The 20,736-nt window shown below is 67.8% G+C and carries 18 protein-coding genes and 1 pseudogene; 6 read left to right on the top strand and 13 right to left on the bottom strand.

Features of this window, described 5'->3' with window-relative positions; translation table 11 throughout:
- Positions 1–71 precede the first annotated feature (71 nt).
- From leuD to AC52GN_RS05255, 3 genes are read right to left on the bottom strand one after another with little or no spacing between them, the layout of a single operon-like run.
- Positions 72–680, bottom strand: coding sequence for a 3-isopropylmalate dehydratase small subunit (leuD, locus tag AC52GN_RS05265; protein WP_496528408.1), 609 nt, complete (start codon positions 678–680; stop codon positions 72–74).
- A complete protein-coding gene (leuC, locus tag AC52GN_RS05260) occupies positions 680–2,086 on the bottom strand; it encodes a 3-isopropylmalate dehydratase large subunit (protein WP_496528407.1) in 1,407 nt (468 codons plus the stop codon). The genes leuD and leuC overlap by 1 nt, the downstream gene beginning before the upstream one ends.
- Positions 2,087–2,097: 11 nt before the next feature.
- Positions 2,098–2,856, bottom strand: a complete 759-nt coding sequence (locus AC52GN_RS05255) for an enoyl-CoA hydratase-related protein (RefSeq protein ID WP_496528406.1) — start codon at positions 2,854–2,856, stop codon at positions 2,098–2,100.
- 157 nt (positions 2,857–3,013) lie between these two features.
- Between AC52GN_RS05255 and AC52GN_RS05250 the strand changes: the two genes are divergently transcribed.
- Positions 3,014–4,558, top strand: a complete 1,545-nt coding sequence (locus AC52GN_RS05250; protein ID WP_496528405.1) for a long-chain-fatty-acid--CoA ligase — start codon at positions 3,014–3,016, stop codon at positions 4,556–4,558.
- Between the two features lie 270 nt (positions 4,559–4,828).
- Here the strand turns inward: AC52GN_RS05250 and AC52GN_RS05245 are convergent, their stop codons facing one another.
- The 4 genes from AC52GN_RS05245 to AC52GN_RS05230 form a co-directional block, all read right to left on the bottom strand.
- Entirely contained in the window at positions 4,829–7,000 is a 2,172-nt protein-coding gene (locus AC52GN_RS05245) for a 3-hydroxyacyl-CoA dehydrogenase NAD-binding domain-containing protein (RefSeq protein ID WP_496528404.1), read from the bottom strand.
- A 27-nt stretch (positions 7,001–7,027) separates the two neighbouring features.
- The gene (locus AC52GN_RS05240) at positions 7,028–8,230 is read right to left on the bottom strand and encodes an acetyl-CoA C-acetyltransferase (protein WP_338575914.1); all 1,203 of its coding nucleotides are present in this window, start codon (positions 8,228–8,230) and stop codon (positions 7,028–7,030) included.
- 60 nt (positions 8,231–8,290) lie between these two features.
- Positions 8,291–9,316 carry a CaiB/BaiF CoA transferase family protein gene (locus AC52GN_RS05235; RefSeq protein WP_496528403.1) on the bottom strand — a complete coding sequence of 342 codons (1,026 nt, stop codon included), beginning with the start codon at positions 9,314–9,316 and terminating at the stop codon, positions 8,291–8,293.
- Between the two features lie 111 nt (positions 9,317–9,427).
- Positions 9,428–9,880: a MarR family winged helix-turn-helix transcriptional regulator gene (locus AC52GN_RS05230; RefSeq protein ID WP_496528402.1), complete on the bottom strand. Its 453-nt coding sequence runs from the start codon at positions 9,878–9,880 to the stop codon at positions 9,428–9,430.
- A 130-nt stretch (positions 9,881–10,010) separates the two neighbouring features.
- Between AC52GN_RS05230 and AC52GN_RS05225 the strand changes: the two genes are divergently transcribed.
- Positions 10,011–11,252, top strand: coding sequence for an acyl-CoA dehydrogenase family protein (locus AC52GN_RS05225; protein ID WP_496528401.1), 1,242 nt, complete (start codon positions 10,011–10,013; stop codon positions 11,250–11,252).
- A gap of 245 nt (positions 11,253–11,497) precedes the next feature.
- On the opposite strand, the gene AC52GN_RS05220 is transcribed toward AC52GN_RS05225, so the two are convergent.
- From AC52GN_RS05220 to AC52GN_RS05205, 4 genes are read right to left on the bottom strand one after another with little or no spacing between them, the layout of a single operon-like run.
- On the bottom strand, positions 11,498–12,262 hold the full coding sequence (locus tag AC52GN_RS05220; protein WP_496528400.1) for an SDR family NAD(P)-dependent oxidoreductase: 765 nt from the start codon (positions 12,260–12,262) through the stop codon (positions 11,498–11,500).
- On the bottom strand, positions 12,259–13,149 hold the full coding sequence (locus tag AC52GN_RS05215) for a hydroxymethylglutaryl-CoA lyase (RefSeq protein WP_496528399.1): 891 nt from the start codon (positions 13,147–13,149) through the stop codon (positions 12,259–12,261). Before AC52GN_RS05215 ends, AC52GN_RS05220 begins: the two co-directional genes overlap by 4 nt.
- Positions 13,146–13,508 (bottom strand): DUF6285 domain-containing protein, encoded by a 363-nt coding sequence (locus tag AC52GN_RS05210; protein WP_496528398.1) that lies wholly within the window; start codon positions 13,506–13,508, stop codon positions 13,146–13,148. The genes AC52GN_RS05215 and AC52GN_RS05210 overlap by 4 nt, the downstream gene beginning before the upstream one ends.
- The gene (locus AC52GN_RS05205; protein ID WP_496528397.1) at positions 13,505–14,572 is read right to left on the bottom strand and encodes a phosphotransferase family protein; all 1,068 of its coding nucleotides are present in this window, start codon (positions 14,570–14,572) and stop codon (positions 13,505–13,507) included. The genes AC52GN_RS05210 and AC52GN_RS05205 overlap by 4 nt, the downstream gene beginning before the upstream one ends.
- A gap of 82 nt (positions 14,573–14,654) precedes the next feature.
- Here AC52GN_RS05205 and AC52GN_RS05200 point away from each other — a divergent pair, with 82 nt between their 5' ends.
- From AC52GN_RS05200 to AC52GN_RS05185, 4 genes and pseudogenes are all read left to right on the top strand, one after another.
- Positions 14,655–15,806, top strand: a complete 1,152-nt coding sequence (locus AC52GN_RS05200; RefSeq protein WP_496528396.1) for an acyl-CoA dehydrogenase family protein — start codon at positions 14,655–14,657, stop codon at positions 15,804–15,806.
- 76 nt (positions 15,807–15,882) lie between these two features.
- Positions 15,883–16,377: a MarR family winged helix-turn-helix transcriptional regulator gene (locus AC52GN_RS05195; RefSeq protein ID WP_291781617.1), complete on the top strand. Its 495-nt coding sequence runs from the start codon at positions 15,883–15,885 to the stop codon at positions 16,375–16,377.
- 169 nt (positions 16,378–16,546) lie between these two features.
- Positions 16,547–18,076, top strand: a pseudogene (locus tag AC52GN_RS05190) (TonB-dependent receptor); the annotation flags it as partial.
- 61 nt (positions 18,077–18,137) lie between these two features.
- The gene (locus AC52GN_RS05185; RefSeq protein WP_496528395.1) at positions 18,138–18,755 is read left to right on the top strand and encodes a TonB-dependent receptor domain-containing protein; all 618 of its coding nucleotides are present in this window, start codon (positions 18,138–18,140) and stop codon (positions 18,753–18,755) included.
- A 161-nt stretch (positions 18,756–18,916) separates the two neighbouring features.
- On the opposite strand, the gene AC52GN_RS05180 is transcribed toward AC52GN_RS05185, so the two are convergent.
- Positions 18,917–20,083, bottom strand: coding sequence for an alpha/beta hydrolase family protein (locus AC52GN_RS05180; RefSeq protein ID WP_496528394.1), 1,167 nt, complete (start codon positions 20,081–20,083; stop codon positions 18,917–18,919).
- A complete protein-coding gene (locus AC52GN_RS05175; RefSeq protein ID WP_291781608.1) occupies positions 20,080–20,670 on the bottom strand; it encodes a VOC family protein in 591 nt (196 codons plus the stop codon). Before AC52GN_RS05175 ends, AC52GN_RS05180 begins: the two co-directional genes overlap by 4 nt.
- Positions 20,671–20,736: the final 66 nt, after the last annotated feature.

Raw genomic sequence — 20,736 nt, 5'->3', positions numbered from 1 at the left:
TGGATCGCCGGGACAAGCCCGGCCATGACGGATGTTTAGAGACAGCGCCGCCCTGTCAGGGCGCCAATCTCTCAGGGCGTCAGTTGCGGCGCCGCATAGCCGATGCGCGCCTCGAAGCGCTCGATCTCAGCCATCCGCGCCAAGGCGACATCGATCTCGTCCTTGCCTTCCAGCAGCTTGACCTTGTCGGCCGCGCCGATGTCGAAGGACCAGACACGCCCGCCCGCCGTCACCGTCTGATCCGGCAGGGAGATGATGACCCGCGCCGTCGCCGGATCGCGCGCCAGGTCCATCAGCGCCAGGCAGTCGGCCTCCGGCAGGATCAGCGGCAGGATGCCGTTCTTCAGGCAGTTGTTACGGAAGATGTCGGCGAAGCTGGGGGCGATGACGCAGCGGATGCCGAAATCCGCCAAGGCCCAGGGCGCGTGTTCGCGGCTGGAGCCGCAGCCGAAATTATCCAGCGCGATCAGCACCCCCGCCCGGTCCCACGGCGACTGATTCAGAACGAAGTCCGAACGCGGCCGATCATCCGCATCGAACCGCAAGGGATGCAGCAGGATGCGCCCCAGCCCGGCCCGCGTCACGCCCTTCAGAAAGCGGCCGGGGACCAGCTTATCGGTGTCGATATTGGCGATGGGCAGGGCCGCAGCGACGGCGTCCAGGGTGACGAAAGGCTGCATCAGACAAGGCTCCGGACATCGACCAGCCGTCCCGCCACGGCCGCGGCGGCGGCCATCGACGGCGACACCAGATGGGTGCGGCCGCCCGGTCCCTGACGGCCCTCGAAATTGCGGTTGGAGGTCGAGGCGCAACGCTCTCCCGGCGACAGCCGGTCCGGGTTCATGCCCAGGCACATGGAGCAGCCCGGCTCGCGCCACTCGAAGCCCGCGTCGATGAACACCCGATCCAGCCCCTCGGCCTCGGCCGCCGCCTTGACGTGACCGGACCCCGGCACGACCAGCACCCGCACGCCCTCGGCGACATGACGGCCGCGCGCGACGACGGCGGCGGCGCGCAGATCCTCCAGCCGGCCGTTGGTGCAACTGCCGATGAAGACCGTGTCGATGGCCAGGCCGTCCAGCGGCTGTTCCGACGCCAGGCCCATATAGGTCAGCATCTGCTCGATCTGGGCGCGCCGCCCCGCATCCTTGATCGCCGCCACGTCAGGCGTGCGGCCGCCGATGGTCGTCACCGCCTCGGGACTGGAGCCCCACGTCACCATGGGCTCGACAGCGGCGGCGTCGATGCGCACCGTCTTGTCATAGGTCGCGCCCGGATCGCTGGCCAGGGTCCGCCAGTCGGCGACGGCGGCGTCAAAGGCGGCGCCTCGTGGCGCATGGGGGCGGCCGCGCAGCCAGGCGAAGGTCGTCTCGTCCGGCGCGATCAGGCCGGCGCGCGCGCCCGCCTCGATCGACATGTTGCAGACGGTCATCCGCCCGGCCATGTCCAGGTCGCGGATCGCCTGGCCGGCGTATTCGATGATGTAGCCGGTCGCCCCGTTGGCGCCGATCCGGCCGACGATGGCCAGGATCAGATCCTTGGGCGTGACCCCGAAGCCGAGCGCCCCCTCCACCTCGATCAGCATCGACCTGGCGCGCTTCTGCACCAGGGTCTGGGTCGCCAGCACATGCTCGACCTCGGAGGTGCCGATGCCGAAGGCCAGGGCGCCGAAGGCTCCGTGGGTGGCGGTGTGGCTGTCGCCGCAGACGATGGTCATGCCCGGCAGGGTCAGCCCCTGCTCTGGCCCGACGACGTGGACGATGCCCTGATCGACGCTGTCCAGCGGAATCCATGGCAGGCCGAACTCGGCGGCGTTCGTCTGCAACTGCTCGATCTGCGCCCGGCTTTCGCGATCGAGGATCCCGGCCGCCCGGTTCAGGGTCGGCACATTGTGGTCGGCCACGGTCAGGGTTCGCCCCGGCGCATGAACGCCGATGCCGCGCTGACGCAGGCCCTCGAAGGCCTGGGGGCTGGTGACTTCGTGGACCAGGTGGAAGTCGACATACATCAGCATGTCGCCGCCGCCGAGGTCGGCGACCTGGTGCCGGTCGTAGATCTTGTCCAGCAGGGTTCGGGGCGCGGTCATCGCCATCTCCTTCAGCGGCCCGAAAACCGGGCTGGGCGGCGGGCGATGAAGGCGGCGGCGCCTTCGTGGAAATCGGCGGTGCGGCCGGCCTGTTTCTGCGCCTCGCGTTCAGCCTCCAGAGCCCCAGTGAAATCGAGATCCAGCGCCGCACGGGCGGTGCGACGCACGGCGGCGTAGGCCAGGGTCGGGCCGCTCGCCAGTTGCTCCAGCAGGCTTTCAGCCTCTCCCGCCAGGGCCTCGGCCTCCACGGCCTTCCAGGCCAGGCCCCAGTCGACCGCCTGTTCGGCGCTGATGCGCGCGCCGGTCATCATCAGTCCCATGGCCCGATGCCAGCCCAGGGTGCGCGGCAGCAGCCAGCTCGCCCCTCCGTCCGGCGCCAGACCAACCTGGGCGAAGGCGTAGGCGAGAAAGGCCGAACGCGACATGAGGATCATGTCGGCGGCCAGGGCGATGGACGCCCCTGCCCCGATCGCCGGACCGTTCACCGCCGCGATCACGGGAATCGGCAGGTCCGCCAGCTGGAGCAGCAGGGGGTTGATGTGGCTTTCGAGAATGGCCCCGGCGTCATCGGGCAGCGGCTCGGACAACGTGCCGCCGGCGCAGAAGGCCCGGCCCGCTCCGGTGATCATCAGCGCCCGTGCTCCCGAAACGACGGCGGCGTCGACGGCGGTCCCCAGCGCCTCGACCATGGGTTCGGTCAGGGCGTTCATCCGCTGCGGCTGGTCCAGGCGGATAACGACCCCTGCGCCCTTTCGCTCAAAACCGATCATCACACACCTCGCCGCGCCGCCCGGCCGTGCAAGTCGCGGCGAGATCGGCGGAAAAACGCCTGAACATGAGTTGACAGACATGGTTCGGGGCGAGATTAGATGTCAATAGATTTGACAATATTTCCCGCCTGCAGAGGCGGCAGGAGCACCCCTTTCGATGCGAGTCACCCAGGGCCTCGTTCGCGCCGTCGTCACGGCTGCGACGCGCACCGCCACCATCGACGGCGAGCGTCGCCGCACCTGGCGCGAGGTCGGCGACCGCGTCGCCCGTCTGGCGGGAGGTCTGCGCGATCAAGCGAGTCTGAAGGTCGGCGACCGGGTCGCCATCCTGGCGCACAACTGCGATTCCTACTTCGAGACCTATTTCGCCGTGCTCTGGGCCGGGGGCGTGCTGACGCCGTTGAACACCCGGTTGGCCACGCCGGAATTGGCTTTCCAGCTGAGAGACGCGGGCGTCGAGATTCTGTGCTTCGGCGAGGAGTTCTCCGCCGTCGCCGAACAGCTTCTGGCCGAGGGCGCGGTCGGGCGCCTGATCGCCATGGACGGCGCGGCGGACGACGCACGCCTGACGCACGAGGGGCTGATCCGGGCGTCCGAACCCGCTGAGGAGCATCTGGCCGCCAACGAGGATCTGGCGGGCGTTTTCTACACCGGCGGCACCACCGGCCTGCCCAAGGGGGTGATGCTCAGCCACGGCAACCTGCACGCCATCGCCTCGAACCTGCTGATGACGATTCCCTTCGACGAGACGGGGGTGAATTTTCACGCCGCGCCGATGTTCCACCTGGCGGACATCGGCATCCTGTTCGCCACCATGACGGGCGCGACCCACGTCTTCCGCCGCAGCTACAACGCCGAGAGCATGCTGGAGGCGATCGCCGAGCATGGGGTGACCCATTGCTTCACCGTGCCCGCCGTCATCGACCGCATGGCCAAGTATGACCGGCTGGATCAACTGGATCTGTCGCAGCTGAAGATGCTGGGCTACGGCGGCTCTTCCCTGCCCGCCGCCACCCTGGCGCTGGCGCGCGAAAAGTTTCCGCACGTCAGCTTCATCCAGGGCTTCGGTCAGACGGAGATGGCCTCCGTCACGGTGCTGACGCCCCAGGACCACCAGTGCGCCGACGACCATCCCCGCCTGCGCTCATGCGGCAAGGTCGCGCCGGGCTTTGAAATCCGCATCGTCGACGAGGCCGGAAACGAGGTTCCGCGCGGACAGATCGGCGAGATCGTCGGCCGCGGCGACAATGTCATGATGGGATACTGGAACCGCCCCGAGGAAACCGCCGAAGTCATGCGCGACGGCTGGCTGCACACCCGCGACGCAGGGTGGATGGACGAGGACGGCTATATCTACATCACCGACCGGCTCAAGGACATGATCGTGTCCGGGGCCGAGAACATCTATTCGATCGAGGTCGAGAACGCCCTGTCCTGGCATCCGGCGGTCGAGGAAAGCGCCGTCATCGGCGTCCCCGACCCGGTCTGGGGCGAGCGGGTCCACGCCGTGGTGGTGTGCAAGGCCGGCGCCCCCCAGCCCAGCTTCGAGGAGTTGTCCGCCTTCTGCCGCCAGCGCATCGCCGGCTACAAGACGCCCAAGAGCGTCAGCTTCAGCGAAACCCGCCTTCCCCGCAGCGCGGCCGGCAAGATCCAGAAAAACCCGGTGCGCGAAGCGGTGCTGAAAGATCTGAACCTGGCCTGAGACCCCCCTCTCCCGATGGGAGAGGGCTTAAGCCTCCAAGAGCGTAGCGATTGGCTAAGGCGAAAGGGTGAGGGTTCCGCAGGTGAAGTCGGCCGAAGGCCGTAGCGCGACGGCTGACGCCGACTGACACGTCAGCCCCTCACCCTTTCGCGCAAGAACGATCGCCTTCGGCTCTCGTGCGCTCAAGCCCTCTCCCGCCGGGAGAGGGAAGAAAAAGGGGCGGGACGTTTCCGCCCCGCCCTTCCCCCGTCTCACGCGCGCTGCGTCCGATCAGGCCGCCAGCGGCTTTGGCGCCGGATAGAAGCGCTCGCCCTTCCCGGCCATGGTCTTCAGCAGGGCCGGCGGCGCGAACCGCTCGCCGTATTGCGCCGCCAGAGCCTCGCAGGCGGCGGTGAACTCGGCCACGCCCGTGCTGTCGATCAGGCTGATCGGGCCGCCGGTCCAGGGCGCGAAGCCCCAGCCCAGGATGGCGCCGACGTCGGCGTCGCGGGCGGCGGTGACGACGTTCTCGTCCATGCAGCGCGCAGCCTCGACCGCCTGACGATACAGCAGGCGCTGCTTCAGATGCTCGACCAGTTCCGGCGAGGATTCGCTGATCTTGACCGGATACATGTCCGCCAGACCGGCCCACAGCCGCTTGGGCTCGCCTTGCGGATAGTCATAGACGCCCTTGCCGTTCTTGCGGCCCCAACGCTCCTGGGCGACCATGTCGATCAGGAATTTGTCGGTGTCGCCCGCCACCGGCGCCGGCAGGTTCAGGTCGATGCGGCGCTGACCCGCCACCCGGTCCACCAGATCGATGGCCACGTCGTCCAGCAGCTCCAGCGGGCCGCGGGGCATGCCGGTCATGCGGCCGACGTTGTCGATGATGGCGGGGGCGATCCCCTCGATCAGCATCTCCAGCCCCTCGCGGATATAGGTGTCGAACACCCGGCTGGTGAAGAAGCCGCGGCTGTCGTTGACGACGATCGGCACCTTCTTCAGCTGCTTGCAGTAGTCCAGCGCCTTGGCCAGCGTCTCCTGCGAGGTGGTCTTGCCGACGATGATCTCCACCAGCTCCATCCGGTCGACGGGGGAGAAGAAGTGGATGCCGATGAAGTTGGCCGGGCGCTCGGCAGCTTCCGACAGGCCGGTGATCGGCAGGGTCGAGGTGTTCGAGGCGAACACGGCGTCCGCCCCGATCTGGGCCTCGGCGCGCTTGGTGACGTCAGCCTTCAGGGCGCGGTCCTCGAACACGGCCTCGACCACCAGGTCGGCGCCCTTGATGGCGTCATAGTCGGTGGTGGCGGTGATGCGGCCGACCAGTTCGTCGGCGGCGGCCTGCGACATGGCGCCCTTGGCCACGGCCTTGGCGACCAGGCTCTCGGAATAGGCCTTGCCCTTGTCGGCGCCGGCCTGAGCCACGTCGATCAGGACGGTGTCGATGCCGACCCGCGCCTGGGCGTAGGCGATGCCCGCCCCCATCATGCCGGCGCCCAGGACGGCGGCCTTCCTGACCGTATAGGTCGGCACGCCCTCGGGACGGGCGCCGCCCTTGGCCAGAGCCTGTTTCGACAGGAACAGCGAACGGATCATGGCCCGCGCCTGCGGCGTCTGCTGGGTGTCCAGGAACAGGCGCGCCTCGACGCGCAGGGCCGAATCCATCGGCAGGTTGAAGCCCTCATAGACGCAGCGGGCGATGTTCTTCTGGGCCGGATAGTTGCCGTAGCTCTTGGCCATGATCTTGGCCGGGGTCAGGATGAAGCCCGCCGAACCGGCGTCCGAATAGGGGCCGTCCAGCATGACATAGCCCTTGCGATCCCAGGGCTGGACGCCTTCGCCGCCATTCATGATCCAGGCCTTGGCGGCGGCCAGGGCCTGACCCGGCTCGACCACTTCGTCAACGATGCCGATGGCCTTGGCCTTCTCCGCGTCGACCGGCGCGCCGGTCAGCATCAGGTCCAGGGCGGCGGGCACGCCCGCCAGACGCGGCACGCGCTGGGTGCCCCCGGCGCCGGGCAGCAGGCCGATGGTCACTTCCGGCAGGCCGACCTTGGCCCTGGTCGAGGCGACGCGATAGTGGGCCGCCAGGGCGAACTCGAAGCCGCCGCCGAGCGCGACGCCCTCGATGGCCGCCGCGACTGGCTTGCCGACCGTCTCCAGGGCCCGCAGCGCCCGGCTCATCCGCGAGGTGCCCGGCAGGGCGGCTTCGCGCGCCGCGCCCTCGGCCCGCCCGCCGGCGGTCTCGCCCAGTTCGCCCAGGTCGGCCCCGGCGCAGAAGCCGTTCGCCTTGCCCGAGGCCAGGATGGCGCCCTTGATCGAAGCGTCGTCGCGGATGGTGGCGACGATGGCGTCGATGTCGGCCACGGCGCTGTCGGTGAAGGTGTTCATCGTGCGCCCCGGCACGTCGAACAGGAAGGTGGCGACGCCGTCGGCGTCCACCGAAACGGTGAAGTTGTTCATGTCGTTGTCCTGACTGTCAGATCGCGATCAGACGCGCTCGATGATGGTGGCGGTGCCCATGCCGGCGCCGACGCAGAGGGTGGCGAGGCCGGTCGCCTTGTCGGTACGCTCCAGCTCGTCCAGCAGGGTGCCCAGGATCATCCCGCCCGTGGCGCCCAGCGGATGGCCCATGGCGATGGCGCCGCCGTTCACATTCATCCTGTCGTGCGACACCTTCAGCTGCTGCATGAAGTACATGACCACCGAGGCGAAGGCCTCGTTCAGCTCGAACAAGTCGATGTCGCCGATGCTCATGCCCGCGCGGGCCAGGGCCTTCTGCGTCACGGCGACCGGGCCGGTCAGCATGATGGTCGGCTCCGAACCGATCGAGGCCGAGCCGACGATGCGGGCGCGGGGCTTCAGCCCCATCTTCTCGCCCATCTCCTTGGTGCCGATCAGGACGCCGGAGGCTCCGTCAACGATGCCGGAGGAGTTGCCCGCATGGTGCACATGGTCAATCGCCTCGATCTCGGGATAGCGCTGACGCATCACCGAATCGAAGCCCGCCGCGCCCAGACCCGCGAACGAGGGCTTCAGGGCGCTCAGCGTCTCGACCGTGGTGTCCGGACGGATGAATTCGTCGTGGTCCAGCACCGTCACGCCCGCGTGCTTGACCGGGACGATGGAGGTCTTGAAACGGCCGGCGGCCCACGCGGCGGCGGCGCGCTTCTGGCTCTCGGCGGCGAAGGCGTCGACGTCGGTGCGGCTGAATCCGGCCAGGGTGGCGATGGCGTCGGCGCCGATGCCCTGGGGCGCAAAGCCGGTAGTGAAGGCCACGTCCGGGTCCGCCGACCAGGCGCCGCCGTCCGAGCCCATCTTGACCCGGCTCATGCTCTCGACGCCGCCGCCGATGGCCGCGTCGGCCTCGCCGAAGACGACCTTGGCCGCCGCCGTGTTCACGGCCTCAAGGCCCGAGGCGCAGAAGCGGTTCATCTGCACGCCCGCCACCGTCTGGGCCAGACCGGCGTTGAGGGCGGCGACGCGGGCGATGTTGGCGCCCTGTTCGCCGATCGGGGCGACGCAGCCCAGGATGACGTCGTCGACCAGGCTGGTGTCGAGATTGTTGCGGTCGCGCAGGGCCTGCAGCACCTGGGTCGCCAGGGAGATGGCGGTCACTTCGTGCAGGCTGCCCTTGGCATTGCCCCGGCCGCGCGGCGTGCGCACGGCGTCGTAGATATAGGCTTGTCTCACAGGTCGGTTCCTCGTGCAGGGATCAGGCGTCGCCGGGCGCGCGCGGCTGCGGCGCAGGCGTCAGGGAGAAGCGGGGGCCGGGGCCGGCTGCACCACGCCGTTCAGGATGATGAAGGCCTCGCGCGCCTTGTTGTGCGGATGCTCGGGCGCCTCGACGAAGGACAGGACCGGGGCGAAGCAGGCGTCCGTTCCCTCCATCAGGGCGCGCCATTCCTCGCGGGTCTTGCGGCGGAAGATGTCGGTCAGACGGGCGCGGCGCGTCTCGATCCCGTCCGGCTCGTTCTGGTCCAGGAACAGGGGATCGTCCGACAGCCCTGTCGCCTGCAGCATCCGCGCGTAGAACGGCGGCTCGATCGAGCCGATGGCGATGAACTCGCCATCTGCGGTCTCATAGGTGTCGTAATAGGGCGCGCCGGTGTCGAGGTAGTTGGCGCCCCGCTCATCGCTCCAGATTCCCTGGCCGCGAAAGCCCCAGATCATCCCCATCAGCAGGGAGGCGCCGTCCGTCATGGCGCAGTCGATGACCTGGCCCTTGCCCCTGGTCCGGGCCGACAGGACGCCCGCCAGCATGCCGAAGGCCAGCATCATGCCGCCGCCGCCGAAGTCGCCGACCATGTTGATCGGCGGGGTCGGCTTCTCGCCCCTTCGGCCAAAGGCGTTCAGGGCGCCGGTGATGGCGATGTAGTTGATGTCGTGGCCGGCGGCGTGAGCCAGCGGCCCCTCCTGGCCCCAGCCGGTCATGCGGCCGTAAACCAGCTTGGGATTATCGGCCAGCAGCACCTCAGGCCCCAGACCCAGCCGCTCCATGACGCCGGGGCGATAGCCCTCGATCAAACCGTCGGCGTCGCGGATCAGAGCGCGGGCGGCGGCCCTGCCCGCTTCCGATTTCAGGTCCAACTCGACCCGCGAGCGCGACCGAGCCAGCACGTCCGAGGGATCGATGCGCACGCCCGGACGGGCGATGCGGATCACCTCCGCCCCATGGTCGGCCAGCATCATCCCCGCGAACGGTCCCGGGCCGATGCCTTCCATCTCGACGATCTTCAGGCCCGCCAAGGCGCCGCTGGAAACAGCCGCGACGCTCATCGACGCCGGCTTCCGTAGATGTGGTCCGTCATGACCGTTCCTCCCGCAGCCCCCTTGGCGGGGCTTCATGCGGTGATCGGACGGGAGACCAATCTTGTCAAGAAATTTGACTTAAGCGATGTCCGCCCGTCGCTCTGACGATCCTTCAGAGCCGCCCAGGAAGTTGCGCAGACCTTGGCGCAGCGCCTCCAGATTGCCTTGGCCGACCGCGTCTTCCAGCTCGCTCTCGAGTTCTCGCAGGACCTTCTGCGCGTCGTCGCGAATGGCCTGGGATTCCGGCGCGAAGCGGACGATGCGGGCGCGCTTGTCGTCAGGATCGGGCGCCAGCTCCAGCAGTTTGCGGTCGACCATCTCTGTCAGGAACTGGCTCATCGCCTGGCGTGAGACTCCCAGGTTCTCGGCCATGCGGGCGGCGCGGGTCTCGCCGTTGGCGACGTTGACCAGAATCAGCGACTGCGACCGGCCCAATCTCCCCCAGCCCCGCCTGTCGAGACGCGACTGAAGCTGTTCGTCGAACCAGTAGAGGGTCCGCACCAGATCGAGCATGAGCAGAGGGCGATTCATGGGGTCAGTGTCGCTGTCCGCCACGCCCCCGCAAAGCCCCAAAACGTCGTCATGTCGATTTTTAGTCAACTTACTTGACATTTATAGTCATCCAAAGCGAACCTGAGCGTCCCAACAGGGAGGATTGAACATGACGGGCGAAAAGCTCGCGGACCGGCGCATTCCCACCGGCAAAGATTTTCTGGCCCCCGAGGCCGTCGCCGCCCTGACCCCGGCCGAACTGGTCGCGCGGGTCGCGGCGCTGAAGCCCATGATCGCCGCCGCTTCGGCAGAGGCGGAACGCCTGCGTCGTCCGGTGGACGAGGTGTGGGACGCCCTGCGCGCCACCGGCTATTTCTACATGTATGTGCCGCGCAAATTCGGCGGGCTGGAGTTCGATCCCCAGGCCTATATCGACGCTACGCTCGAGATCTGCGAAGCCTGCCCCTCGACCGGCTGGACCGCCAGTTTCGCCGCCGAGCACAACTGGCTGATCGCCCAGTTCCCCGAGCAGACCCAGGCCGAGGTCTGGGGCCGCACCCCCTATGTCATCGCGCCCAGCGTCGCCGCCCCTCCGGGCAAGGCGGTGCGCGTCGATGGCGGTTTCCGCATCAGCGGCCGCTGGAAGTTCGGCACCGTGGTCATGCACGCCGACTGGGTCATGCTGAACGCCATGGAAAGCATGGGCGAAGGCAAGCCGCCCGTCGTGCGCATGGTGCTGGCCCGCGCCGAGGACGTGAAGGTGCTCGACACCTGGTTCATGAGCGGCATGGCCGCCACCGGGTCCAACGACATCGTGGCCGAGGACCTGTTCGTGCCTGAGGCCTACACCTTCGTGGTGTCCGAGGTCCGCACCGGCCGCGGCAACGGCTCCCGCATCCACGACAACCCGCTCTACAGCGCGCCCATGCTGCCGCAGCTGTGCGTGACGGCGGCCCTGCCCTCGGTCGGCGCGGCCCGCGCGGCGGTCGAACTGAGCCGGCGGCGGCTGACGGTCCACACCAAGATGGGCGGCCAGTCGACCCAGGTGGACAAGCCCGCCGCCCAGATGCGCCTGGCCCGCGCCGACCTTCTGGTCCGGTCGGCCGAACTGTCGATCCGCCAGGCGGCGAACGAGAACCTGACGCTTTCCGCCTTCAGCGACGAGGAGCAACTGCCGCACCGCCTGCGCCTGAGGGCCCAGATCGCCTACGCCGTCAGCCAGTGCCTGGAGGCGGTCCGCACCTGCTGCGACTCCTCGGGTTCGGGCCTCTATGCGCTCGACAATCCGATGCAGCGCATCCTTCGCGACATCGAGGTCATGGCCAGTCACATCGTCTACGACATGGACGTTTCGACTGAACTTCATGGCCGATCGATGGTCGGCCTGCCGCCCAACTCCATGCTCACCTGACGGCTTTTCCAGTCCCTCACTGGCCCCCTCGCGGGGGCCCTTTTTTGGCTGAATTCCCATTGGGTTGTTGGTGGGATTTCCCCAAGCCCGCTCATCCCCGCGGAAGCGGGGACCCAGCGCTTTGGCTTCAAGGCGCTTCGATCAATGAAGAGGCCTGTCGCTCTGCGCTCTCACTGGGTCCCCGCTTCCGCGGGGATGAGCGGAGATTAAACTGGCCGCCACACTCAACATGAACTCAGCCTGCATCAATCCACGTGCTGGGCGTCGTCGATCTTGATCACCGCGCCGGTGGTGTAGGCCGCCGCGTCCGACGTCAGGAAGCCGATCATCGGCGACAGGGCGTCGATCGGCATCAGCCGCTTGCGCGGCAGCTTGGAGATCATCTTCTGGCCCGCCTCGCTGGTGAACCATTCCTCGTTGATGTCGGTCAGCATATAGCCGGGGCAGACCACATTGACGCTGATCCGCGCGCGCGACCATTCATTGGCCAGGGAGCGCCCCAGCATGACCGCGGCCGCCTTGGACGCGCAGTAGGCCACCAGGCCGGTCAGGGCGTGCAGCCCCCCCATCGAGGCGAGGATCACCACGCGCCCCCGATCCGACCGGCCGCTGGCCAGCAGGCGCCGTCCGCCCTCGCGCGCGGTCAGGAAGACGCCGCGATTGTTGACCGCCTGAATCTGGTCGAACTCTTCGATGGACAGGTCCGTGGCCGGGCCGTCGGCGTTGACTCCGGCGTTGGCGATGACAGTGTCGACTAGGCCGAAGCGCGCCTCGGCCGCGTCATAGCCGGCGATGACCGAAGCCTCGTCGGACACGTCCATTGACACGGCCAGCGCCTCGCCGCCCGCCGCCTCGATCTCTGCGACCAGGGCGGCGAGACGGTCGGCCCGTCGCGCGGCCAGCACCACCCTGGCGCCCCCGCGCGACAGCAGCCGGGCGAACTCGGCGCCCAGGCCCGAGGAGGCCCCGGTGATCAGGGCCACGCGGCCTTCATGGGTCAGGGTGGTCATGCGGTCTTCTCCCTTGCGGACAGCCAGGCGCGCGTCATGGCGCTGGTCCGCGTGCGTTCCAATTTCTCGTTGAGCCAGACGGCCGCCGCGCACAGTGCGTCGACGTCGACCGCCATGCGTCCGTTCAGAGCGTAGGCCACGTCCTCGCTGGCGACATTGCCCGCCGCGCCCGGCGCGAAGGGACAGCCGCCCGTCCCGCCGATGGAGGCGTCCACGGTCACGGCGCCGGCGGCCACGGCGGCCACGGCGTTGGCCACGCCCGTCCCGCGCGTATCGTGGAAATGGACGCGCACCGGCAGCGGCCGCACCGCCTCGACCACGGCCGCGACCAGGCGCGAGACCTCGTCCGGGCGAGCGACGCCGATGGTGTCGGCCAGGGCGATCTCCAGCGGGCCGAAGGCGGCCAGGCGCCGCGCCATATCCACGACCCGCGCCGGATCGACCGCGCCCGACAGCGGACAGCCGAAGGCGACGGAGATCGTGACCTGGGCGTCGCGGCCGACCACCCTCGCCTGCTCGATCACCCGTCCGGCCATGGCGACGCTCGCGTCGACGTCCAGCCCCTGGTTGGCCAGGCCGAAGGCGTCCGAGGCGGCGACGACGATCCCGAGCTCGTCCACCGCCGTCGCCAGGGCGCGCCCGGCCCCACGCTCGTTGAGCACCAGGCCGATGGTCCGCACCTCGGCGCGCTTCGGCAGGGCGGCGATCACCGCCTCGGCGTCAGCCATCTGCGGCACCAGCCTCGGGTTGACGAAGCTGGCGACCTCCAGCCGCCGCGCCCCCGCCGCGACCGCCTTGTCGATCAGGGCGACCTTGTCGGCGGTGGACAGGATGGTCTTTTCGTTCTGCAGGCCGTCGCGGGCCGACACCTCGACCAGTTCGATCATGCCTCAGCCTCCAGCGACAGCTCATGACGATAGCGCGGCTGGTCGATCGCCAGCGTGTCCAGCGCCGTGCGGCGCAGATGGTCGAAGACCGCCGGGTTCTCGGCGCTGACCACCCCCTGACGCAGGGCCTCGGCCAGGGCGACATTCAACGTCGCATAGTCGCCCTCGCGCCCCAGGATGGCGCCCATCCGTGCGACGGCGGCGGCCTCGGCGGCGGGCCATTGCATCAGCTCTCGACGGACGATGCCCAGGGCGTTGGCCGCCACCTTGCGGTGAAAGCCCTCGACCGGAGCCGAGGCGTCCTCCAGCCAGGCGATCGCCGCCTCGACCAGTTCGTCCTTGCGCGGTCCCTCGATCATCGCGACGCCTCCATCAAAGCCAGAAGATCGACCTCGCATTCGCTGAGTCGGCGCCCGATCACGGCGCGCTCGACCGAGCGCGAGGCGCCCGTGGCGAAGGTGCGGTACATCATCATCGTCACCACCGCCCATTTGAACGTGCCGACCGCCTGCCAGAATCGCACCCGCTCGATCGACGGCCGTTCGCCTCCCGCCGCTTCATAGGCGTCCAGCAGGGTCTCAAGATCGGCGAAGCCGCCGACGACGCGATCGGTCACGCCGAACCTCCAGCTGTTGACGCACAGCCAGCCCAGGTCCTCGGCCGGGTCGCCCAGATGGGCCAACTCCCAGTCCAGAACGGCGGCCAGGCCCGTCGCGGGGTCCACCATCAGATTGCCGTTGCGGAAGTCGCCATGGACCAGGCGCGGCGTGATCGATGCGGGCAGGCGCGCCTCCATCCACTTCAGCGCCGCCTCCATGACCGGACGCGGGCCGCTGTTCCGTCGATAGATGTCGGCGTAGCGGTCCAGCACGGCGCGCGCGTCCTGCGACTCCAGCGGGGGCAGCACGGACGGATCGATGGCGTGAATCCGGGCCAGGGCCTGACCGCACTGACGGCCCAGGGTCTCGCGGGCCCGCGCAAAGGCCGGGTCGACGGCGATGCGGCGGCCCAGGGTCTCGCCCGCCACCCGCTCGACCACATAGGCCTCCCCCAGCCCATCCTCGGCCGCACAGCCCCGCACCAGGCGGGCGACCGGCGCCCCCGCGTTTTCGGCCGCCTGCAACAGCGCCGCCTCGATGGGCAGCGGCAGGGACGTCTCGAACACCTCGGCCTCGCCGCCTCCGCCGCGACGGCGCAGGATCAACGGGCGAACGCCCCCGCTTCCCTCGATGTCGAAAGCCCAGGTCTCCAGGCTGGCGCCGCCGGTCAGGCGACGCAGACCCGTCACCCGCGCCCCGCCCGGCGCCAGGACAGGCGCCAGGGCTTCAAGTCGGGCGAGGACGAAGCCGGCCGGGTCGGACGCAGGTTCAGATCGGGATGCGGACATGCGGAAGGGATGACCGATCTTGTCGATCTTTGTCAAATAGATTGACGTTTATCGCCAAGACGGGACAGGATGACGGCCATCCTCGCCCAGCCATCCTTACCTAGTCTGAGAGCCTCCGATGAGCGTCCAAGCCGGCCCCTCCGCCTACACCCAGGAAGATATCGACCTGTTCCGCGAAGGCCTGTCGAAATTTCTCGACGCCGAATGCCCGCCGGAAAAGATCGAGTCCTGGAACCGGAACAAGATCGTCGAGCGCGAGATGTGGACCAAGGGCGCCGAGTTCGGCCTTCTGGGGCTGTCCGTGCCCGAGGCATACGGCGGCATGGGCGCTGACTTCCGCCATGAGCGGGTCCTGATCGAGGAGTTCGGCGCACGCGGCATGGAGGGCTGGGGCGTGCCGCTGCACAACATGATCGTCGCCCCCTATCTGATCGCCTTCGGCAGCGAGGAACAGAAGCAGAAATGGCTGCCGGGCGTGGTCTCGGGCGAGATCGTTCTGGCCATCGCCATGACCGAGCCGGGCACGGGGTCAGACCTGCAGGGCATTCGCACCCGCGCGCGCCTGGAGGGCGACGAATGGGTGCTGAACGGCCAGAAGACCTTCATCTCCAACGGCCAGACCGCCGACCTGATCCTGGTGGTCTGCCGCACCTCGGACAACGGCTCGCGCGGCATTTCTCTGATCGCGGTCGAGGGCGACCGTCCCGGCTTCACGCGCGGCCGCAACCTGGACAAGATGGGACGCGCCGCACAGGACACCTCCGAGCTGTTCTTCGAGGATGTGCGCGTCCCGGCCGCCAACCTGATCGGCGAGGTCGAAGGCAAGGGCTTCGGCCAGTTGATGCAGATGCTGCCTCAGGAGCGGCTGGGCATCGCCGCCATGGGTCTGGCCATACTGGAGCGGGCCTTGAAGCTGACTGTCGACTACACGCGTGAACGCCACGCCTTCGGCAAGCCGCTGATGGAGTTCCAGAACACCCAGTTCACCCTGGCCGACATCAAGGCCAAGGCCGTGATCGCCCGCAGCTTCATCGACGCCTGCACCGAAAAGCTGATCCGGGGCCAACTGGACGCCGCCACCGCCTCCATCGCCAAGCTGTGGATCACCGAAACCGAACTGGAGGGCGTCAACAAATGCCTGCAGTTGTTCGGCGGCTACGGCTATATGAATGAATACCCCATCGCCCAGCTGTATAAGGACGCGCGGATCGACACCATCCACGGCGGCGCGTCCGAAGTCATGAAGATCCTGATCGCCCGCACGCTCTGAAACAGAGGCCCCGCCGACGGTTTGCACTTGGCGGGTCAAGCGGAGCAGCGGCATAAGACGGAATCAGGAGAAAGCGATGATCATGAATTCCGACTATCTGATCGTGCCCCTGCTGGCGGGATTTGAATGGTTCGATGAAAGCCTGCAGATGAGTCTGCGGGAAGCCGGGTGGCCCCATCTGACGCGGCCTGAATCCATGGTGATGATGCACGTTCAGATGAACGTCGTCCGTCCCGCCGACATCGCTCGCAGCCTGCGCCTCACCCGACAGGCGGTGCATTCGACGATCAACTCCCTGGTCGAGCGGGGCGTTTTCGAGATGGCGGACGATCCGACCGACGGCCGCATCCGCATCGTCCAGTTGACGCCCATGGGCAAGGCCATGCGCCAGGACGCGCAGAAGATCGTCGCCGAACTGACCGAAGAGCTCGGCCGCCGCGTCGGCGCCAAGCGGGTCAAGGCGCTGCGGGAGGCCTTCGGCTCGGACTGGGGCGCGCCGATCCTGTGCAGCCTGGGCGAGCCGGGCGAACGCGCGGCGGATTTTCGACAGGCCGCGAACAAAAATCAGTAAAGTAACTTGACGATTAACTCGTATCGAGTTTGTCTACTTTCTTGACAAGCAGCTCAGCAAGAAGCCGCAGTCAGGGAGGAAGGCGCACACGATCCGATGCGATCGCGACACCTCCTCACGGCCAACACAGCTCCGACTTCAGACCGGAGCCGCATGGGGAGGAATACGCATGCGCTATCGTTATGTGATGCTGCTCGCGTCGAGCAGCCTGGTTCTCAGCACCGCCGCCATGGCTCAGACCGGGGCTCAGACCGGGGCTCAGACCGGCGGTCCAGCGATGTCGGATACGCCCGCCGTCCAGGACGCCACCACCGTCGCCGACATCCTAGTCACCGCGCGCAAACGCACCGAACGCCTGCAGGACGTGCCGATCTCGGTCAACGTCACCAGCGGCGAGGAGCTGGCGAGCCAGGACGTGCGCAACCTGGAATCCCTGTCGGGCTCGGTGCCGAACCTGCATATCCAGGCCACGCCGGGCAACAACGCCATCTATATCCGCGGTATCGGCTCTTCGCCCGGCAACCTGGCCTTCGAGCAGTCGGTCGGCCTGTTCGTCGACGGCGCCTACGCCGGGCGCGGCCGCCAGTTCGCCGCCCCCTTCTTGGACGTCGCCAGCGTCGAGGTGCTGCGCGGCGCCCAGGGCGCCCTGTTCGGCAAGAACACCGCCGCCGGGGCCATCAACATCACCTCAAACGGTCCGCGCGCCGAGCGCGAACTGGCGACCACCATCACCGGCACGGTCGAGGGCGACAACGGCTTCGAGATCACCCAGATCATCTCCGGCCCCGTCACGGACAAGCTGCTGGTTCGCCTGGCCGGCAAATACAGCGACAACGAAGGGTGGCTGGAGAACACGACCACCGGCGACCACAATCCCGGCCGCGAGGATCTGATCGGCCGCGCCGTCATCGACTATCTGGCCAGCGACACCCTGTCCTTCCGGCTGAAGCTGGAAGGCGCGCGTCAGGAGCTGACCGGTCAGCCGATGAGCACCGTCGCCCCCGGCGGCTCCAAATCCTTCACCCGCGCGACCACGCCGGGCGCGCCGGACTATGACGACACCAACAGCTTCAACGCCGTGCTGACGGTCAACAAGGATTTCGCCAACGGCGTGACCCTGACCTCCATCACCGCCTATTCGGCCTTCGACTACGACAAGCAGATCGACAGCGACTTCACCACCACGCCGCTGTTGCGCACGGTCTTCCAGGAAGACTTCAACCAGATCTCCCAGGAACTGCGCCTGACCTCGTCCAACGAGGGGCCGCTGACCTGGATCGTGGGCGCCTACGCCCACCGGAACGAGATCGACATGCATCAGAACTCCCATGTTCTGATGGGGCCGTTCGACGGCGCCAGCGATCGTTTGTTCAACCAGACCAATGAGAGCTACTCGATCTACGGTCAGGCGACCTACGCCTTCAACGACCACTGGAAGCTGACCGCCGGCCTGCGCCAGACCTGGGAGGACAAGTCCGCCGACCAGACGCGTTCCACGACCGGCACCGTGCCGCCGACCTGGGTCAACACGCCCCTCCACGGCCAGCGCAGCGAAAGTCAGCTCGATCCGTCGGTGCAGGTCCAGTACGTGGTCGACCGGGACATGATGTTCTACGCCTCCTACGCCAAGGGCTCGAAGGCCGGCGGCTTCGTCGGCGCCCAGTCGACGGGCGGGCAGGATCTCGTTCCAGTTCGAGGGCGAAACCTCTCAGTCCATCGAGATCGGGACCAAGCTGACGCTGCTGGACGGCCGGGCGACGGTGAACCTGGCGGCCTACACCTCCGAGTTCGACGACCTGCAGGTGTCGGGCTTCAACGCCGCGACCAACGCCTTCATCACCTCCAACGCCGCCAGCGCCAAGAGCAAGGGGTTCGAGGTGGAGGGCACGCTGCGCCTCACCCCGTCGATCAGCCTGTCGGGTTCGGCCGCCTACAACGACGCCAAATACGACTCCTATCCGACGGCGCCCTGCATCTACCGGAACGGCGTGGCTCCGCCGGCCAACTGCGTCGAGGACATCGGCGGCACCCGCCTGCCGCGCGCGCCCAAATGGTCGGGCGCCCTGACACTGAACGTCGACCATCCGCTGGACAACGGGATGCGGATCCAGGCTGACGCCACGGTGCGCGGTCGCAGCGGAACCTATCTGGAAGAGAACCTCAGCCCGCTGTCCTATCAGGAGGGGTTCGCCAAGGCGGACCTGCGGCTGGGTCTGGTGTCGGCTGACGATCGCTGGACCCTGGCCCTGATCGGCCGGAACCTGACGAACGAATGGACCGCGTCCCACTCGTTCGGCACCCCCTTCCTGGCGGGCTCCCAGACCTATGTGGTCGATCCGGGCCGGGTCGTCTCGATCCAACTGGGCCTGCGCTACTGATCCTGTCCGGCGCCTGAGCAAGGCTTGCGGCACACTGACCGGAGCGTCGACCGACGCTCCGGTCTTTCTTTTGCGCTCCGCCGACAGCGGGCTTGAGCCAGACAGGAAAACGGCCGCTCCCGAAAGGAGCGGCCGCCGCCATGTCCGATTGTCGCCAGACGTCAGAACGTCGCCTTCATCCAGTCGACGAAGACCGCCGCCCCCTCCGCCGCCTTGTCCGGCTGACCGGAGTAGTAGTGGTTGGCGCCCTTGATGACCGCATGGGTCTGCGGCGCCTTGACGGCCGCTTCCATGAGGCGTGCGGCGTGGCTGGGGGTGCAGGCGTCGTCAGCGCTGTTCTCGATGACCAGCATGGGCACGCTGATGCGCGCGGCGCACTTCAGCCCGTCGGCGTTGGAGTCGTCATAGGACCATTGCGACAGCCACGACCGCAGCGTCGAGAACCGCGCCAGCCCCACCGGGCCATCGTTCACCACCACCGGATCGCCCAACATGCAGTAGTTGGGACGGCGGTCGCTGGGCTCCAGCGTTTCGTCGATGAAACGCGGGTCGGCCATGGTGCCCTGCACCACGAAGCCGCGCTCGTGGTTGTGCAACCCTTGCGCCTTCAGATCGGCCAGCTGGGCCTTCACCCAGGCGGTGATGCGGCGGTTGCGGGCCACCTGGGCCTCGCGATAGCGGACGATGAACTCAGGCGAATAGGGCGCCTGGTTCGGGTTGGCCGGGTCGTAGATGTTCAGTTCGGGATCGCGGTCGAACGGGCGGCTCTCGTCGCTGATCGAGGGGTCGATCCACTCGGTCAGGGTCAGGTTGCGCGACAGGTGCGCGGCCAGAAGGGCGATGCCGTCCGCCGGGATCAGATTCGCCTGGGTCAGGTCGATCGGATCCCCGGCCGGCGTCTCGGTCACCGTCGGGTTCTCGGCCTCGGCCTGATAGAACAGCGACAGCGCGCCGCCCCCCGACCAACCGCCCAGGATCACCTTGTCATAGCCCAGCCGTTCCTTGGCGTCGCGGACGCAGGCGCCCAGATCGAGCGCGCATTTCTCCATGATCAGGGCGTTGTCGATGCCCCGATAGCGGCTGTTGCAATAGATGACGTGGACGCCCTGCTTGGCCAGGGCCGCCGGAAGCGGCAGCCAGGCGCCGCCGCCGATCGGGTGCATCATGATCACCACCGTGTCGGACGGCGTGTCCGGCTTCAGCAGATGCGCCTCCAGCGCTACCGCGCCCTCGGCCCCGCCATAGGTATCCTTGAACGTCGCCTGTTCCTTAAAGACAATCAGATAGGGAATGCGCTGGTATTTCTTCTTCACGGACGCGTCGCTCATCCCTTGAGCTCCGACTGGGGCTTGCCGCGGCGGTCCAGGGCCTCGGCGCCGAACTTGGCCTCCTTTTCGGCGCGGGTCTGGGCGGTCCAGTCCTTCAGCACCTGCGGCAGGGCGGCGCCCTCCTCGCCCAGGATGCGGTCGTGGTCGGCCGTGCGGGTGGTGATCTCCACCTGGATGCCGTTGGGGTCGTACATGTAGACCGAGCGCACGAAATGATGCTCGACCGGGCCCAGGCAGCTGACGCCGTGGTCGCGGATGCGCTGCTGCATCTCCAGCATGTGCGCCTCGTCGCGCGCCTGGATGGCGATATGCATGTCGAAGCTGTCCTTGCGCTTGAACCAGGACGGATCGGCGGTCGAGGGCGCGTCGAAGAAGGCGACGAAATTGCCGTCCCCCATCTCAAAGAAGATGTGCATGTAGGGCGTCGGCTCATGCGTCCCCGGCACCTCGTCCAGCACGATCCCGGCCGAAGCCTTCAGTCCCAGAACGTCCTCATAGAACCAGCGTGTCTGTTCAGCGTCGCGGCAGCGGAACGCCGCGTGATGCAACGAGCGCAGTCCGCTCTCGGTGGTGGCTGGCATGGCCATGGGTCTCATCCTTCCTGACGTTCCTAGGTTGGTTCGAACTCCATACCCGCGGCGAATGTTTGTCAA

This window comes from Brevundimonas sp. SS2672 (assembly GCF_059579685.1).
The sequence above is the reverse complement of the archived record's forward strand: the minus strand, read 5'-3'. Positions and strand labels throughout refer to the sequence as shown.